This window comes from Pseudomonas sp. MT3 (genome assembly GCF_054720805.1).
In genome coordinates, this window is the sequence record NZ_JBTVPY010000028.1 from 68057 (window position 1) to 84698 (window position 16642).

The 16642-nt window shown below is 64.3% G+C and carries 10 protein-coding genes; 4 read left to right on the forward strand and 6 right to left on the reverse strand.

Annotated features, from left to right (window positions below):
* Positions 1-16 precede the first annotated feature (16 nt).
* The gene (locus ACYCAX_RS23385) at positions 17-634 is read right to left on the reverse strand and encodes a glutathione S-transferase (protein ID WP_294974619.1); all 618 of its coding nucleotides are present in this window, start codon (positions 632-634) and stop codon (positions 17-19) included.
* A 116-nt stretch (positions 635-750) separates the two neighbouring features.
* Entirely contained in the window at positions 751-1422 is a 672-nt protein-coding gene (locus tag ACYCAX_RS23390; RefSeq protein ID WP_015477829.1) for a transglutaminase-like domain-containing protein, read from the reverse strand.
* Positions 1423-1643: 221 nt separating this feature from the next.
* Here ACYCAX_RS23390 and ACYCAX_RS23395 point away from each other — a divergent pair, with 221 nt between their 5' ends.
* The 4 genes from ACYCAX_RS23395 to ACYCAX_RS23410 all read left to right on the forward strand — a co-directional run bounded on the left by ACYCAX_RS23395 (position 1644) and on the right by ACYCAX_RS23410 (position 10149).
* Complete coding sequence (locus tag ACYCAX_RS23395) at positions 1644-4079, forward strand: acyl-CoA dehydrogenase (protein ID WP_460248944.1); 2436 nt, start codon at positions 1644-1646, stop codon at positions 4077-4079.
* A 128-nt stretch (positions 4080-4207) separates the two neighbouring features.
* On the forward strand, positions 4208-4627 hold the full coding sequence (locus tag ACYCAX_RS23400; protein WP_294974626.1) for a PA2816 family glutamine-rich protein: 420 nt from the start codon (positions 4208-4210) through the stop codon (positions 4625-4627).
* A gap of 72 nt (positions 4628-4699) precedes the next feature.
* Entirely contained in the window at positions 4700-5110 is a 411-nt protein-coding gene (locus ACYCAX_RS23405) for a PA2817 family protein (protein WP_294974629.1), read from the forward strand.
* Positions 5111-5391: 281 nt separating this feature from the next.
* Complete coding sequence (locus ACYCAX_RS23410) at positions 5392-10149, forward strand: DUF5801 repeats-in-toxin domain-containing protein (protein WP_460248945.1); 4758 nt, start codon at positions 5392-5394, stop codon at positions 10147-10149.
* A gap of 201 nt (positions 10150-10350) precedes the next feature.
* Here ACYCAX_RS23410 and ACYCAX_RS23415 read toward each other — a convergent pair whose 3' ends face one another.
* The 4 genes from ACYCAX_RS23415 to ACYCAX_RS23430 all read right to left on the reverse strand — a co-directional run bounded on the left by ACYCAX_RS23415 (position 10351) and on the right by ACYCAX_RS23430 (position 16291).
* Positions 10351-11106 (reverse strand): response regulator transcription factor, encoded by a 756-nt coding sequence (locus ACYCAX_RS23415; RefSeq protein WP_041712065.1) that lies wholly within the window; start codon positions 11104-11106, stop codon positions 10351-10353.
* Positions 11107-11806: 700 nt separating this feature from the next.
* Positions 11807-13186, reverse strand: coding sequence for a TolC family outer membrane protein (locus ACYCAX_RS23420; protein ID WP_015477835.1), 1380 nt, complete (start codon positions 13184-13186; stop codon positions 11807-11809).
* Positions 13187-13188: 2 nt separating this feature from the next.
* Positions 13189-14502 carry an HlyD family type I secretion periplasmic adaptor subunit gene (locus ACYCAX_RS23425; RefSeq protein ID WP_294980582.1) on the reverse strand — a complete coding sequence of 438 codons (1314 nt, stop codon included), beginning with the start codon at positions 14500-14502 and terminating at the stop codon, positions 13189-13191.
* Positions 14483-16291, reverse strand: a complete 1809-nt coding sequence (locus ACYCAX_RS23430) for a type I secretion system permease/ATPase (protein WP_460248947.1) — start codon at positions 16289-16291, stop codon at positions 14483-14485. The genes ACYCAX_RS23425 and ACYCAX_RS23430 overlap by 20 nt, the downstream gene beginning before the upstream one ends.
* Positions 16292-16642: the final 351 nt, after the last annotated feature.

Sequence of the window (16642 nt, forward strand, 5' to 3'; positions counted from 1 at the left end):
CTGCGCGCGCAGTGGCTCAGGTCAGTTCGGTCATGACCGCTTCGCGGTAGGCCGGGCGCGCCTTCAGGCGTGCGTACCAGGCCTCCAGGTACGGCTGCGAAGGGCGCTCGATGGGCATCTCGAACCAAGCATAGATGAAGCTGCCCAGCGGAATGTCGCCCATGCCGAATTGTTCGCCAGAGAGGTACGGCTGCTTGGCCAGTGCCTGTGCCGGGATGTCCAGCAGCTGCGCGCAGGTCTCGAGCGCCGCCTGGATCGCCGCATGGTCGCGCTGCTCCGGCGGCGTGCGCAGGGTACCCCAGAACAGCGTGCGGAACGGTCCGGCGAAGGACGAGGTGGTCCAGTCCATCCACTTTTCGGCGCTGGCGCGCTGCTGCGGGTCCTGCGGGCACAGCGCCGGCGCGTAGCGCGCGGCGAGGTAGCGGACGATAGTGTTGGATTCCCAGAGGATGAAGCCGTCGTCGTCCAGGGTCGGCACCACGCCGTTGGGGTTCAGCGCACGGTACGGCGCCTCGTTGACCAGGCCGAACGCGCCGCCGGCGTCGATCCGCTCATAGGCCAGGCCGGCCTCCTCCGCGCACCAGAGCGCCTTGCGCACGTTGGAGGAATTTTTCCGGCCCCAGATCTTGAGCATGCTGCGCCTCTCTTGTTCTCGTCATTCGATGGTGCCGCGTCCGCTGGACGCGACTTTGGATGACGGCACCCTACCGGCTCGGGCGCTAGGAAAAAAGGCGTCTGTACTGATGATGACTATCGATTGCTTTCATGCTTGGCCGCCTCGGCACGCATATCGCCTGCCAGCGGCTCCTGTGTCCCGGCGAACAGGTGCGGGTAGCACTGCTGCAGGTAGCCGAAGAAGAACGCCTCCGGCACATCGGCGAACTGGCCGTGGCTGCGCAGGTATTCCATATGCCGCGCCCCCTCGCGATTGAACGGATGGAACACGCTGTCGCTGCGGCCATCGAACTCCAGCGGCAGCACACCGAAAGCCTCGCACAGGCCGATGTCGAAGGCCGGCGTGGCCTTGACCCAGCGGCCGTCGAGGAACAGCTCGGTATAGCCGTGCATGGCGAACACTTCGCTGCGCAGCAGTTCCAGCAGGCGCGGCGTGGCCAGGTGGTTCTTCACGTCGGCCAGGCCGATCCGCGCGGGAATCCCGCAATGCCGGGCGCAGGCCGCCAGCAGGGTGGCCTTGGGCACGCAGTAGGACTGCCCGGCCTGCAGCGCGTGGCTGCCGCACAGGGTCTGCGGGTCGAGGCTGAACACGTAGGGGTTGTAGCGGATCCGGTCGCGCACCGCGTAGTAGAGCGCTACCGCCTGCTCCAGCGGCGTGCCGCCCTGGCCCCGGTGATTTTCCGCGAACTCGATCACCCCGGGGTGGTCACTATCCACGAAGCGGCTGGGCTTGAGGTATTCCTGCATAAAGCTGTCTCCGCGATGCCTGTCCCGTCAGTCTAACCAGCCGGCGCGCCCGGCAGGCACGGCAATCCGGCCAAGCTGTCCGGCCAAGCAGCCATTGATCCTGTTCGACGGGCTAAGCTTGCGGGGCATTGCGGCAGGTACCCCGCGCCCTGCCCGCGCACCATTCGTCATCAAGCCCGCCGCGGCCTGTTGTCGTGGCGGACTGTCATGGAGGAATCCCCATGCTGTTGCTCTGGTTGCTCGTCCTGATTCTCGGGGTCGCCTGGCTGGCCCATCGACGTACCGCGCCACTCAAGGCCCTCGGCCTGGTCGCCGGCTACCTGGTGCTGATGAGCCTGCTCAGCCGCGCCCACGGCTGGATGGTGCTGTTCTGGCTGCTGTGGGCGGTGGCGGCAATGACCATCCTCGCCGCCGACCTGCGCCGCAGCCTGTTCACCTCGCGGCTGTTCGCCTGGTTCAAGAAGACCCTGCCGCCGATGTCGGACACCGAGCGCGAGGCCATCGAGGCCGGCACGGTCTGGTGGGACGGCCAGTTGTTCAGCGGCCGCCCGGACTGGGGCACCCTGCTCGGCTATCCGCGCGCGCAGCTGACCGAGGAAGAGCAGGCCTTCGTCGACGGCCCCACCGAACAACTCTGCGCCCTGGTCAGCGACCATGACATCGGCCAGCGCATGGACCTGCCGCCGGAAGCCTGGGCGTTCATCAAGGCGCAAGGCTTCTTCGGCCTGATCATCCCGAAGGAATACGGCGGCAAGGGCTTCTCCGCCTTCGCCCACTCGCAGGTGGTGATGAAGCTCGCCAGCCGCAGCGGCGATCTCGCCTCCACCGTGATGGTACCCAACTCCCTGGGCCCGGCCGAACTGCTGCTGCACTACGGCACCGACGCGCAACGCCAGCGCTACCTGCCGCGCCTGGCCAGCGGCGAGGAAATCCCCTGCTTCGCCCTCACCAGCCCGCAGGCCGGCTCCGATGCCGGCGGCATGACCGACATCGGCATCGTCTGCAAAGGCCAGTGGAACGGCGAGGAAGTTCTCGGCCTGCGCCTGACCTGGGAAAAGCGCTACATCACCCTCGGCCCGGTGGCCACCCTCCTCGGCCTGGCCTTCAAGTGCCATGACCCGGACCACCTGCTGGGCGAGGAAGAAGACCTGGGCATCACCCTGGCGCTGATCCCCACCGACACGCCCGGCGTGCAGATCGGCCGCCGTCACGTACCGCTGGGCGCCGCCTTCATGAACGGCCCCAACGCCGGCAAGGACGTGTTCGTGCCGCTGGACTGCATCATTGGCGGTGCGGACATGATCGGCAAAGGCTGGATGATGCTGATGAACTGCCTGTCGGTGGGTCGCTCCATCTCCCTGCCGGCGGTGGGCACCAGCGTGGCCAAGACCGGCAGCTACGTCAGCGGCCGCTACGCGCGCATCCGCGAGCAGTTCAACGTGCCGCTGGCGGCCTTCGAAGGCATCCAGGAAGCCCTCGCGCGCATCGGCGGCAACGCCTGGATGATGGACAGCGCGCGCATCCTCACCGCCAGCGCGGTGGACCTGGGCGAGAAGCCCTCGGTGCTCTCGGCCATCCTCAAGTACCACCTCACCGAGCGCGGCCGCGAGTGCATCGCCCATGCGATGGACATCCACGGTGGCAAGGGCATCATCATGGGCCCGAACAACTACCTGGGACGCACCTGGCAGTCGGCGCCGATCTTCATCACCGTCGAGGGCGCCAACATTCTCTCGCGCAACCTGATGATCTTCGGCCAGGGCGCCATCCGCTGCCATCCGTACGTGCTCAAGGAAATGGAACTGGCGAGCCGCGACGACCAGGACCAGGCCGAGCGCGAGTTCGACGACCTGCTGCTGCGGCACACCGGCTTCGCCGTCAGCAACGCCGCCAGCAGCCTGTTGCTGGGCCTTGGCCTGGGCAGCTTCGACCAGGTGCCGGGCGACCGCGTCAGCCGCCCGTACTACCGCGCGCTCAACCGCCTGGCCGCTGCCTTCGCCCTGCTCGCCGACGTCAGCATGATGTTGCTCGGCGGCGAACTGAAACGCCGCGAACGCTTGTCGGCGCGCCTGGGCGATGCACTCAGCCACCTGTACCTGGGCTCGGCGGCGCTCAAGCGCTACCACGACCTGGACAACCCGGAATACCTGCAACCGCTGCTGCGCTGGGCGCTGGAGGAAAACCTGTGCAAGGCCGAAGCGGCGCTGGCCGGGTTGATCGACAACTTCCCCAGCCGCCCCTTCGCCTGCCTGCTGCGCGTGCTGGTGCTGCCGCTGGGCCGCCGCCATCGCGGCCCTGGCGACGCACTGGATGCGGAGATCGCCGCCATCCTCGGCGGACCGCAGGACGACCCGGCGCTGCAGGCGATCCTCGCCGGCGCCTTCCTGCCCGACGCCCCGCAGGACTCGGTCGGCAAGCTCGGCGTGGCCTACGACCGGCTCACCGAGACGGCGCCGCTGCAGGAGAAATTGCGCCAGGCGCTGCGCGACGGCCGCATCGTCCCCGCCGCCGGCCAGTCGCCCATCGACGCTGCGCGCGACGCCGGCGTGCTCGACGCCAGCGAGGCGCAAGCCCTGCACGAAGCCGAACGCGCGCGCCGCGCCGTGATCGACGTGGACGACTTCTCTCCGGAGGAACTGCAGGGCAAGGCCGACTGAAGCACCCGGCGACGACTCGGGGCGCCTGCGGGCGCCCCTTTTCGATGTGCGTCTTTACCGACACACAGCAGTGCCACCGCCGGCCGCAGGGTGCACACTGCTACTATCCCCGTCATGGAGAATGCACCATGCGCCGAAGCATCCCCCTGCTGCTGGCGATCCTGCTCGCCGGCGGCGCCCAGGCCGACCCTTGGCTCTATCCCAGCCGGCCACGGCCGGTCGCACCGCCCACGCCGGTCATCGATCCCATCCAGCGACAGCAGGACAGCCTGCAACGGCAGAGCGAGATGCGCCAGAACGAACTGGACCGCCAGCGCCTGCAGTACGAAAGCCAACGGCTGCAACTGGAGCAGGAAAACCTCAGGCGCCAGCAGAATAACCAGCGGCTGCAGGAGCAGCGTCGCCAGTTGCAGGACCAGGTGATCCAGCGCCAGCAGTACGACCAGCAGCAATGGCGCCTGGACCAGCAGCAACGCCAGCTCGACATGCAGCAACAGCAGATCGACAACCGCCGCCGGCAAATCCAGTCGCAACCGCTGCGCCGATAGTCCGGCAGTGCCGGCGAAACCCGATGTCGATATACTTCGCAGCCGTTTCAACGCTGTCCCAGAGGAAGCATCATGGCCAACGCCTATCTCGACCACCACCTCGCCCTGCTCAACCACCTGCGCACCATCCTTGGCGCCCTGGGCGAAGCCGAGCAGGTGCCGGAAGAAAACCACGGCCTGTTCCTCGAACGCTTCGATGAACTGATGAGCGAACTGCCACGTGACCCGGAAGGCGCCCAGTATCTGGGCCAGGATCTGATCAGCCAGGTCTTCCACCGCTACCCGCAGATCGCCCACCTGGTCCCGCGCGACCTGCTGTGGTTCTTTGGCGGCGACTGCCTGCACTTCATGCCCGACGAAGAGCTGCAGATGTATCAGCAACTTGACGAGCGCCGCTTCGAAGCCGAAGAGAACGGCGAGTCTTTCGACTGGAACCGCGAGAAGCAGATATTCGCCCTGCCGGACGACGCGCCGAAGCACTGACGGCATCTGAAAACGAAAAAAGCCCGCACGATGCGGGCTTTTTCATGGGCGATACCCTGACATTCGAAGCGTTTCGATCAGACGCCACGGCCGCCGGGCACCCGCGAAGCGACGTCGCGGCGCCTCCCTCGCCACCCTCGCCTCCATAGGCTGAAACTCCCACCCCGCCTGGGAGTATCAGCCGATGCGCAGCCCCCCGACGCATCCCCATAGTTGTGGCATGTGGCAGTAAAAGGCCAGCAGCCCGGCCTCAACGAATGGAACTGCAAGGGAGAATGTTCATGGCTACCCACAAGAAAAACGCCTCGTCCACGAGCGACGCCTCTGTCAGTACCGACCAGCAAGACTATGCCCCCGGTAGCACTGCCAGCATCACGGCCAACGGCTTCGCCGCCGGCAGCACCGTGATGTTCCAGGTACGCCACGCCACGAGCGCCGGCCCGGATGGGACGTGGGGCACGCCCGACGACGTGCTCGATGGCAACGCCGGCGCCGGACACGCGCCCTGGTACGTAACCGATGGCGGCGCCGGCGATCTCGACGGTAAAACCAATGGCAGCGTCATCACCTCCTGGTACGTGAACCCCGACGACTCGGCCGGCGCGACCTTCCAGCTCAGCGCGGCCTCGACCGGCGCCGATCAGACCTTCGGCACCGCCGACGACACGCTGGCGATGGCATCGTTCACCGACAGCGGCCTGATCACCGTGACGCCCGGAGTGCTCGTTACCCTGGACGAAACCACCGAACTGCAGAACGCCATCGCCTCGTCGGGCACTTCTGGAGATGCTGACGACAACGACATCCTGCTGAGCCGTCTGCCCACGACCTTCTCCGACCGGCTGGCGGAACTGGAGGCAGGTACCGCAATGGGCGCGGCCCTGAGTGGCTATACGGGTGCCGTGGGCGACACGGGCAGCACGGCGTTCAGCCTCTCCGGAGCGAACATCACAGATGTCAGCTTCGTCGGCGTCGATGGTAAACCGCTCAATGGCGATGACAGCGGGCTGCTGACCCTCGACGGCACCAGCATCCTTCTCTACACGGATACGGACAACAACATCCTGCTGGGCCGAGCCGGGGAAAACGGCGCGATAGTCTTCGCCGCCTATATCGAGGAGATAAAGGACTCGCCCCAATCGCCGCCCACCGGCGGCAAGATCTGGACCGTGGAATACCAACCGATCCAGCATTCCGACGCCACCGACCCCGACGACGCTCTCGACCTGCACGACACCGTGTTCATCGGCGCCAGCCAGGACCTGACATTCAGCCTGGAAAACGCCCCCTCCGGGCAGAACCTCTTCCTGATGTACACGACGGCGAGCCCGCAAACATACCTCGACGGCAACACCGTGAGGATCTCGAGCCCCGCCATCATCGCCACGGGCAAGAACCCCGCGGACCAGTCGGCCGGCGCCAACATCACCAGCGGTGACACGATCAATACCAGCCAGGGGGGTGGTCCAACCACCTTCGGCACCAACAACCAGATGATCGTGGAGCAGGAGGGCATCCGCTTTACCTTCGTCACCGGCGCCAAGCAGAGCGTGACCATCCCCAACCTGGATCAGAATGAAGCCGATGTTGAAGCCAACATCGACTTTACCGGCCTCTTCGATGCGAAGGCGGCCAGTTTTGACGTGGTGCAGTTGCAAAGCGGCAAGAGTGCCGTCGTAAAGATCAGCGCATTCACCACCGATAAAGAATCCGGCGTGGACTTCGTCAACGGCTATTCCGACGACAGTGCCGTCGAAATCACCAGCGTCCGCGTCATCAACAAGAGCACCGGGCAGGTGATCGAAAACTCGGACGGCTCGGTGAACGATGGGAGCATCGTGATCACGATTGCTTCCGGGATAGCTACGATCACCGGCGTGAAGGCCGGCTACAAGATCGAATACACCACACAGGGAGACCACAACCGCGTGCTCGTCGAGAACGGCGCCGCGCTCAACGCCACGGGCAACACCCATGCCGACTTCGACATCGGCGGCTTCATGCTGGTCCAGGTCGCGACTGACCATGCCGAAATCGGCTCCAGGATGATCTTCGAAGACGATGGGCCATCGATCGCTCCGAGCGAAGCCTCGGTACCCACGCTGACCACCGATGACACCCATATCCCGGACAGCGCAGGCCCCACCAGCTTCGCCGACCTGTTCAGCCCGGACTTCGGCAAGGATGGCTTCAAGGATGCCGATGACGACAACGCCCAGGATGCCGATGCAATCAGCTACTCCCTCGGCGTAAGCGCCGACAATGGCGTGGACAGCGGCCTCGTAGACACCCTATCGGGCGACAAGATTTACCTCTACCTGGAAAACGGCACGGTCGTGGGCCGGGTTGGCACCTCTACTGGCCAGGCCGATCCTGCCGGAGACATCGCCCTCACGATTGCCGTCGATGCCAATACCGGCGCCGTGACGCTGACGCAAAACAACTCGGTGGTACACGACGATCCGCTGGATCCAGCTGAAACCGGTACCTCCGCTGCGGGCCTGGCAGCGGCCAATCTGGTCACACTGACAGCCACCATCACTGACGGTGACGGCGACACTGCCTCGACCTCACGGGATATCGGCGATGCCTTCAAGTTCGAGGACGACGGCCCGTCGATCACCCCGAGCGAAGCCTCGGTACCCACGCTGACCACCGATGACACCCATATCCCGGACAGCGACGGCCCCACCAGCTTCGCCGACCTATTCAACCCGGACTTCGGCAAGGATGGCTTCAAGGATGCCGATGACGACAACGCCCAGGATGCCGATGCAATCAGCTACTCCCTCGGCGTGAGCGCCGACGGTGGCGTGGACAGCGGCCTCGTAGACACCCTGTCGGGCGACAAGATTTACCTCTACCTGGAAAACGGCACGGTCGTGGGCCGGGTTGGCACCGCCGCTGGCCAGGCCGATCCCACCGGAGACATCGCCCTCACGATTGCTGTCGATGCCAATACCGGCGCCGTGACGCTGACGCAAAACAACTCGGTGGTACACGACGATCCGCTGGATCCAGCTGAAACCGGTACCTCCGCTGCGGGCCTGGCAGCGGCCAATCTGGTCACACTGACAGCCACCATTACCGATGGCGACGGCGACACTGCCTCGACCTCACGGGATATCGGCGACGCCTTCAAGTTCGAGGACGACGGCCCGGCGATCACCCCGAGTGAAGCCTCGGTACCCACCCTGACCACCGATGACACCCATATCCCGGACAGCGCAGGCCCCATCAGCTTCGCCGACCTGTTCAACCCGGACTTCGGCAAGGATGGCTTCAAGGATGCCGACGACGATAATGTCCAGGACGCCGACGCGATTACCTACTCCCTCGGCGTGAGCGCCGACGGTGGCGTGGACAGCGGCCTGGTGGATTCGCAGTCGGGTCACAAGATCTACCTCTACCTGCAGAACGGCGCGGTCCTGGGTCGGGTCGGAACCGCAGGCAACATGGCCGATCCAGCGGGAGACGTGGCGCTCATGATCACGGTCGCCGCCAATACGGGCGCCGTGACGCTGACGCAGAACAACTCGGTGATGCACAACGATCCACTGGATCCGGTTGAAGCCGGCGCCTCCGCCGCTGGCCTGGCAGCAGCCAATCTGATCACGCTGACAGCCACCATCACTGACGGCGACGGCGACACCGCGTCGGTATCCCGTGATATCGGCAGTGCCTTCCGGTTCGAAGATGACGGCCCCTCGCTTGCCTTCGGCAATCTGGTCGGCACCGGCAGTGTCCTTCCGCAGTTGGGATACTGGGACAAGTCGTACGGGACCGACGGACTGGGCGCGGCCGGCCTGGATATCTCGTTGGTGAATGACCAGTTCACCCTCGTCAGGCCCGACAACTCGACCGCGACCGGGAGCGGTACGCTCACCGAGCAGTCACCCTCACCGGACGCTAACGGCGCATTCCATTTCGACGGAACCTTGACGGCCGACTTCAACAACGACGGCACCACGGACCCCGCCGTCCACTACACGCTGACAGCCTTCGCCGACGGCACCTACACACTGGACCTGCTGGAAGGCTTCAGCTCGACGCACACCCTCAGCAGTGCCAACGGCTCGCTTGATGCGGGCGGTCCGGACCCGGTACGCACACTGACGATCGGCACCGAACATGTCGTCTTCTTTGCCGCAGTCCCGACGGCACTGCCGGAGAGCATCCAGATCGGCATCGGATCCGGGGAGGACGACCTCACCGAAACGCAACTGCAGACCGATCCCCTGCCCTCGTACATCGGCACGGCCGCGATGAACGTCAGTACGTCGGGCATCGGTATCGCCAACAACAACTTCGAAGGCAACAACACGACCGGCATCAATGCCGGTGACGAGAGCTTCGTCGTCAATCCCGAGACCTTGCTGACCTCCATGAAGGTCTTCATCGACAACTCGCTGCAGGGCTACAACCCGGCCACGGAGGAGCTGTACTACACGATCTACTACTCCGACGACACGATTTCCGGTGCGCCGACCAAGGTGCTGGCCGGAGACCTGACCGCGGAGGCCGGGAACCAGCAGTCCTTCACCATCCAGGCGGCCAGCGGGAAGATGATCGACGCAGTCCAGCTCACGATGGGCAAGGGCGCGGTCAAGATCCCGGTAATCGAGTTCACCCAGCAGGTCGAAAACCTCGCCAGTGACATCCAGCTGTCGTTCAACGCCACGGTCACCGACAAGGACGGTGATACGGCAACCAGTGCATTTACCGCCAACCTGTTCGCCAACGAGAAGGCGGGCTCGACCTTCGACTTCACGCTGGCGGGCATCGCCGGTACGCAGGAGGCCTTCAACGTCGACCTGTCCCGTACCGAGGGCAAGTATGAGGTCACCGGCTTCGATGTGACCGCGGGCCAGCGGGACACCCTGGTGCTCAATGGCGACCAGAACGCCGTGGTCGATTCGATCGACACCAGCGGCGCGAACAGTGTCGTGACGGTTACCGAGTCGGGCGGACAAGTCACGACCATCACCCTGGTCGGAGTCGACATCCTGAATACCGACATCGTTCATGGCAGTGTCTGAAACATCGCCTGAGTGAATGAATGCGAGGGTGGCGTGAAAACCACCCTCGCATTTTTTGCGCTGCCGGGATGAGCTCCGCGCCAGCGCCTCCGCGACGAACGTCCGGGCACCCTGAGGCTTAAAGAACGCGGTGGAGACATACCCGTTCACACGGCGAGAACCGCGGGAATGGCATCACGCTCCACCTGGGGCGGTGGCGCGCTAGGCGCCCCGAAGGTGAGGGGTGTTCTGGCGTGCGAGTCGATCCAGTTCCACCCAGGTGGACTCGGGCGGATTTTCGCTGCTGGTGAGCCCGTGCTTGAGCGCATACATCAGCAAGTCGATGCGATTGATGAGGTCGAGCTTCTGATAAATGCTGCTGAGGTGGTTGTGCACCGTGTGTTCGCTGATGCCCAGGCGCTCGGCGATGCTCATGTACTTGGCGGACGGTTTCTCCACGATGGCGCGAATCAGCTCTCGCTCGCGCAGCGTCAGCCGCGCCTGTTTCGCCTGCTCCAGGTTGCATTTCAAGGGAACGTGCCCGCTCGCGGCATAACCGGAAAGCCCCCCGGCCCAGGCTCTGTCCAGCCCGATATCGCGATGGTGAACGTTGATGATGGCCTGGATGATCGACTCCGTCGGATCCTCCGCCAGCACCACGCCACGCGCCCCCGCCTCTATCGCGTGGGCAACGGGTACGGCTTCGTACAACCCCTTGAGGACCAGCACTTTCATTTCGGCGCTGCGGGTGAGTTCCGCGATGACCTCCAGCGGGTTCAGCACATCGGGGAAGAAACTGAAGAAAATCACATCGGGACGCGACCGGTCCGCAAGGTCCAGCGCGTAGGTATAGGTGGTGGCCTGGCCGCCCACTTCCATCCGGGGCTTCCTGGCATTGATCAAGTCGTGCAGGCCCATCAGAACGAGGGGACGACAGTCAATCAGCATCACACGTATCGGCTTTCTGTGGTCAGGCATTTTCTCTGACCTCCTTGAAAAATGAACGATGACCTCCACCCGCGGGCCTTTCGGGATCAACGATTCGCTCGCCTGGCCTGCGTGATCGAAGGACAGGTACCAGCGTCGACAGGCCTTGACCAAGGCCGTCCGGGTGTGGACAACCAGGGTTTCTGCCGGCTCCGGGGGGACTTCCATCCGCTGTACCGGCAGAGGCAGCGGACGTTTCCAGCAGCCGGACAGAGCCGTCGAGACAACACGGACAGGAACCGCTATCACTTGCCCAGCGATGCCGTGCTCCCTCGAATCGGTCAACTGAGTCTAGGCCAGCCCAGTGGGCTACCGATCAGCCTCTCCACCTGAGGTCGGCTCGAACCTCGCGCCAGTCGCCTCGGCCAATCCGCTCGAAGAATGGCGTTAAGCCCCTGAAATCAAGGTCTTGGATGCACCCTGGAGGCCTTGCTGCTCGCACTTGACCCCGGCGCAGATCGTCAATTAAACGACGAAAGGCGATCAAAAAAAGCACAGAATGACGATTACGTCAAATTATCGTCTACCCCTGCTTCGCCGCATCACACACAGCCGAATCCTGACGAAGTCAGCGGCCCGCCCGGCAACGCGGATGAGGGTGAGCGAGCAGACCCCAGGCGAGTTGGCCGCGCCTACAGGCGCAAGGGAGCGAGGATCGGCTACCGGGCCGCGTGCAACCGGCCCGGCAGGCTCAGGGATGCTGGAAGGCCTGGCGGGGAACGCCGGGACTCAGCCAACCATTCACGCTTTCGACGCTTTCGACCGGTGGTTTTCCCGCCCAGCGATTGAGGGTGAATACATTGCTGAGAAATTCGTATTGCGTCTTGAGCAGGTCCCGCCGAGCGCGGAACTCATTGCGTACGGCGGCCAGTACGTCGACGGCATTGACCATGCCGTAGCTCAGCCCTTTCTCCGCCGCCACCCGTGACAGTTGCGCCGAGGACAGGGCCAGCCGGTTCGCCTCGATCTTTTCGCCATTGGAATTGGCGGTCAGGTAAGCGCTGGTGATCTCCTTGACCACCCGGCGACGGATCTCCTCCAACTGCTCCTCGGCGGCCAGTTGATCCTGGTAGAGCCCACGGACCCGCGCCGACGTCGAGCCGCCGCTGTAGATCGGCACCTGAATGCCGACTCCGGCGACGTAACTGTCCGTGCGCGGCGCCAGGGCATTGTTGTAGCCCTCGTTGGTCTGCTGTGCGCTCAGGCTCAGGCTCAGGGTCGGGTAGTGCCCGCCCTTGCCGCTGCGCAACGCCGCGCCCGCGGCTTCGACGCCGCTTTCGCTGGCCTTGAGCGCCGGGTTCTGCGCGATGCCTTCGCGAACCCAGTTTTCCAGACTCTGCGCCGAAACCCGCAGATGCACGTCATCGCGCACCCGACTGAGCCGCTCCTTGACCGGCCGCCCGACGATCTCCGCCAGCGCCTCGCGACTGATGATGGCCTGGTTGCCAGCCTCCAGCTCCTGCGCCGCCAGCAAGTCCACCCTGGCCTTGAGGTCGAGCTGGTCGGTAATCAGCGCCAGCTGCTTCTCGTACAACGCGTTGACCCGATCCAGGCTTTCCTGCGTGGTTTGCCGCTCCGCCCTCACCAGCTCCAGCTCATCCTCGGCCGCCAATGCCGTGAAATAACGCCGCGCCAACTCCACGGTGGCCTCCGCCTGGGCATCCAGCGCCGCCGATTCGGTCTGCCGGGCCAGGCTCTTGAACTTCTGATAGTTCTCCCACGCGGCCTTGTTGTAGAGGTACTGGCGCAGCACCAGGCTGTAGCTCTCGCTATCGTAACTGTCCTGCACCAGGTCGCTTTCCTGGTGAATCCGGTTTGTCCCGGCATTGAGCGATACCTGCGGCAGCAACGCGCCCATCGCCTCGCGCTGATGTTCCCGGCCCGCCTGCGCTTGCGCAAAGGACGCGAGGACTTTCGGATCCTCCAGCCGCGCCTCGCGATACAGCTGCATGAGGTCGGTGGAATCCGTCGAAACACTGACGCCAGCCGGCGTTGCCGCAACGGTTTGCGCCAGGGCGCCTCCCGCCGCAAGCATGAACGCACCCGCCAGCAGAACCGCCGATGGGCCCATGATCACTCCTCGATCATCGATTGAGACAGGGCGTTGCGGGCCGGCTGCATCAGGTACTGCAACAGCGTGCGCTGCCCGGTAATGATCAACACGTCCGCCGGCATCCCCGGCACCAGCTTGCGCTCACCCAGGGTGCGCACGCCGTGCTCGGTGACCCGGACCCGCGCCAGGTAATAGGCAGTCCCGCTCTTTTCGTTGATCAGCCGATCAGCCGAGACATTGCTGACCTCGCCTTCGATCACCGGAGTGGTCGCGCTATTGAACGCGCTGAAACGGATGTCGGCACGCTTGCCGACGGCGATACGATCGATATCCACCGGCGGCACCTGAGCCTCTATGACCAGCTCGGAAACCGATGGAACGATGTCCAGCAGCGGCGTCCCCGGATGCACGACGCCGCCCACGGTGTGCACGGTCATGCCAATGACCATGCCCGCGTCGGGCGCGCGGATGATGATGCGGCTGAGCCGGTCTTCCAGCGCCGAGGCTTTCTCCCGCAGGTCATAGATCCTGGTCTGAACCTCGGCCAACTGTTTGGCGACATCGGAGTTGAAATCCTTGTCGACCTGCAGGATCTGCAATTGTGTCTCGTTGATCTGCAGGCGGGCCCGGTTGATCGTGGAGCGATGATCCGCCACCTCGGAGCGGAGCATCCCCAGCTTGCGTTCCTGCTCGACCAGCCGTTGCTTGTCGACGAACCCCTGCCTCAGCAGATCGGACAGCTCACCGATTTCACCGCGATAGGATCGCTCGAGCTGAAGCTTGGCATCGATCACCGCCTCCAGCCCGCTGATCTGTTGATTCAACTGGCCGATGCGCTCGCGCAGCACCGCGATCTGTCCCAGCCGTGAGCCCTGCCGGGCATTGAACACCTGAGTCTCGCTCTGGCGCGCCTCCATGCCTCGCGGGCTGGCGAGATCGGCGGACTCCCCAAAACCGATCGCCGACAGCGCGTCGCGCTCGGCCTTGAGGCGTGCCTCCATCGCCACGGTCGCGACAAGCTGGTTCCGGGTCATCTCGTATTCGAAGCGCAACTGGGCATCATCGAGAACGATCAGCGGATCGTCGCGCTTGACGATGTCGCCGTCGTGGACCAGCACCTCCTTGACGATGCCGCCCTCAAGGTGCTGGACCGTTTTACGGTAGGTCTGCACGGTGACCACTCCGGGCGCGTAGACGGCACCGTCGAGCGGGGCGAACGCCGCCCAGGTGCCGAACAGGCCGAAGGTCACCCCGACGATGGCAAGGCCCAGCCGACGGATCTTGCGGTCCGAGATCGGCAGGTCGACGAAACTTTCAATTTGACGACTGGACATCACAGTCGTCCTTGCCGGTGTCCACCGGAGCGATACTGGCGCCCGCCGGCATGACCCGCTGATGCACCTGCTGCCGGGCCTGTTGCTGCGCCTGCTGTTGAACCTGCAACTGCTTCGCGTTGAGTTCGGCCAGCACCTGGTCGCGGGATCCGTAGAGCGTGACCATTCCGTCGTTCATCAGCAGGAGCCGGTCGAGTTGCGACACGATGTTGGTGCGGTGGGTAATGACAAACAGCGTCGCACCGGTCTGCTTGAGCTGCTGGATGGCCACCGCCAGGGCACGGTCGCCAACGTCGTCGAGATTGGAGTTGGGCTCGTCGAGAACGATCAGCCGCGGATTGCCATACAAGGCACGGGCAAGCCCGATACGCTGGCGCTGCCCGCCCGAGAGCATGATGCCCTCACTGCCAATCACGGTGTCGTAGCCATCGGGCAATAGCAGAATCATTTCGTGCACGCCCGCCATCCTGGCCGCCTGGATGACCTTCTCCGGATCGACCTCGGCGAAACGGGCAATGTTCTCGCCGATGCTGCCTTCGAACAGTTCGATATCCTGGGGCAGATAGCCGACATGCGGACCGAGCGCATGCTTGTCCCAGGTGCTGATGTCCGCACCATCCAGGCGGACCACCCCACGCTGCGGCGCCCAGACTCCCAACAGCGCCCTGACCAGGGTCGACTTGCCCGCGGCACTGGGGCCGATGATGCCCACCACGCAGCCGGCGGGTACGCTGAAACTGATGTTTCGGATGATCGGAATCGTCGAGCCCGGCGCCGCGACAACCAGGTTCTCGATCTGCATGTGCCCCAGGGGCGCCGGCAACGGCATGCGCTCGGGTTGCGCCTGCAGCTTGCCCAGCACCTCATTCAGGCGGCTGTACTGCGAACGCGCCGAAATGAAGCCCTTCCAGCTGCCGATGAGCAGATCGATGGGAGCCAGGGCACGGCCCAGCAGCACGGCTCCGGCGAACACCATGCCCGCCCCCACCTGATGGTCCACCGCCAGGTACGCCCCCAACCCCAGCACCAGGGATTGCACGAGGAGCCGGAAGGTCCGGGAAAGCGTCGTGATCATCGCCCCTTTATCGCTCGCCAGGGACTGCAGCAGCAGAACGTTCCGTTGCCGGCTCCCCCAGCGATCCATCAGGGTTTCCAGCATGCCCATCGATTCGATGACTTCCGCGTTGCGCAGGTTCTTCGTGGTGTAGAGCGTCGCCCCGATATGTTCCTTGTTGGCCTGGGCCAGTGCCGGCGCCGTCAGCTTCTCGTTGACGAACGCGAGCACCAGCAACACCAGGGCGCTGCCCGTCGCCACCCAGCCGAACCAGGGGTGAAACAGGAACATCACGGCGATATAGATCGGCAACCAGGGCGCGTCGAAGAAGGCGAACAGCCCGCTGCCGGTAAGGAACTGCCTCAAACCCGTCAGATCGTTGAGCGACTGCGCCGAGGCATCCATGCCACCACTGTCCAGGGCCCGCTTGAAACTGGCCTTGTAGACCTGGCGGCTCAGCAACACATCCAGCCGGGTGCTGACCCGAACCATGATGCGCGAGCGAACCCACTCCAGGGAGCCGAGCGTGATCACCAGCACGGTCATGATCAGCGTCAGCATGGACAGGGTCGTCAGGCTTCCACTGGTTATCACTCGTCCATACACCTGCAGCATATAGAAGGTTGGAACGAGCATTAGCGCATTGATGAATAAGCTGAAAAAGCCAACAAAAAAGAAGCTCTCGCGGCAGGCTTTCAACGCGTTTTTGAGACTGTCTTCAGGTGTGCTTCGCATGGAAACCTCTGCTCGAGAGGCCAACCTTCGTGGAGCTTAGATCACGCCGAAAGACTCTGTGTAGCAAATGGCCAGACACTCCCGGACAGCCGGTATACCGCGTGACAACAGCCCGACGGCGAGCACTCGAAGCGACTGCGATTCGAAGCCCGAGCACGCGGCATGGGTCCGCGGTCGCCGCCGAGCGATGCGTCCGGAAGCGCTGGGCCCGGAAACGAAAAAGCCCGCTGCGAGCGGGCTTTGTCAAAGGCACGGATTTTTCTGCCGCACAAACGAAAACACCGCCCCAAAGGGCGGTGTTTCGATTTTGGAGCGGGAAACGAGACTCGAACTCGCGACCCCGACCTTGGC

What these genes read in the sequence shown, in the direction of transcription:
- ACYCAX_RS23385 (WP_294974619.1), bottom strand. Translation starts at nt 634, where the DNA reads ATGCTCAAGATCTGGGGCCGGAAAAATTCCTCCAACGTGCGCAAGGCG.
- ACYCAX_RS23390 (WP_015477829.1), bottom strand. Translation starts at nt 1,422, where the DNA reads ATGCAGGAATACCTCAAGCCCAGCCGCTTCGTGGATAGTGACCACCCC.
- ACYCAX_RS23395 (WP_460248944.1), top strand. Translation starts at nt 1,644, where the DNA reads ATGCTGTTGCTCTGGTTGCTCGTCCTGATTCTCGGGGTCGCCTGGCTG.
- ACYCAX_RS23400 (WP_294974626.1), top strand. Translation starts at nt 4,208, where the DNA reads ATGCGCCGAAGCATCCCCCTGCTGCTGGCGATCCTGCTCGCCGGCGGC.
- ACYCAX_RS23405 (WP_294974629.1), top strand. Translation starts at nt 4,700, where the DNA reads ATGGCCAACGCCTATCTCGACCACCACCTCGCCCTGCTCAACCACCTG.
- ACYCAX_RS23410 (WP_460248945.1), top strand. Translation starts at nt 5,392, where the DNA reads ATGGCTACCCACAAGAAAAACGCCTCGTCCACGAGCGACGCCTCTGTC.
- ACYCAX_RS23415 (WP_041712065.1), bottom strand. Translation starts at nt 11,106, where the DNA reads ATGCCTGACCACAGAAAGCCGATACGTGTGATGCTGATTGACTGTCGT.
- ACYCAX_RS23420 (WP_015477835.1), bottom strand. Translation starts at nt 13,186, where the DNA reads ATGGGCCCATCGGCGGTTCTGCTGGCGGGTGCGTTCATGCTTGCGGCG.
- ACYCAX_RS23425 (WP_294980582.1), bottom strand. Translation starts at nt 14,502, where the DNA reads ATGTCCAGTCGTCAAATTGAAAGTTTCGTCGACCTGCCGATCTCGGAC.
- ACYCAX_RS23430 (WP_460248947.1), bottom strand. Translation starts at nt 16,291, where the DNA reads ATGCGAAGCACACCTGAAGACAGTCTCAAAAACGCGTTGAAAGCCTGC.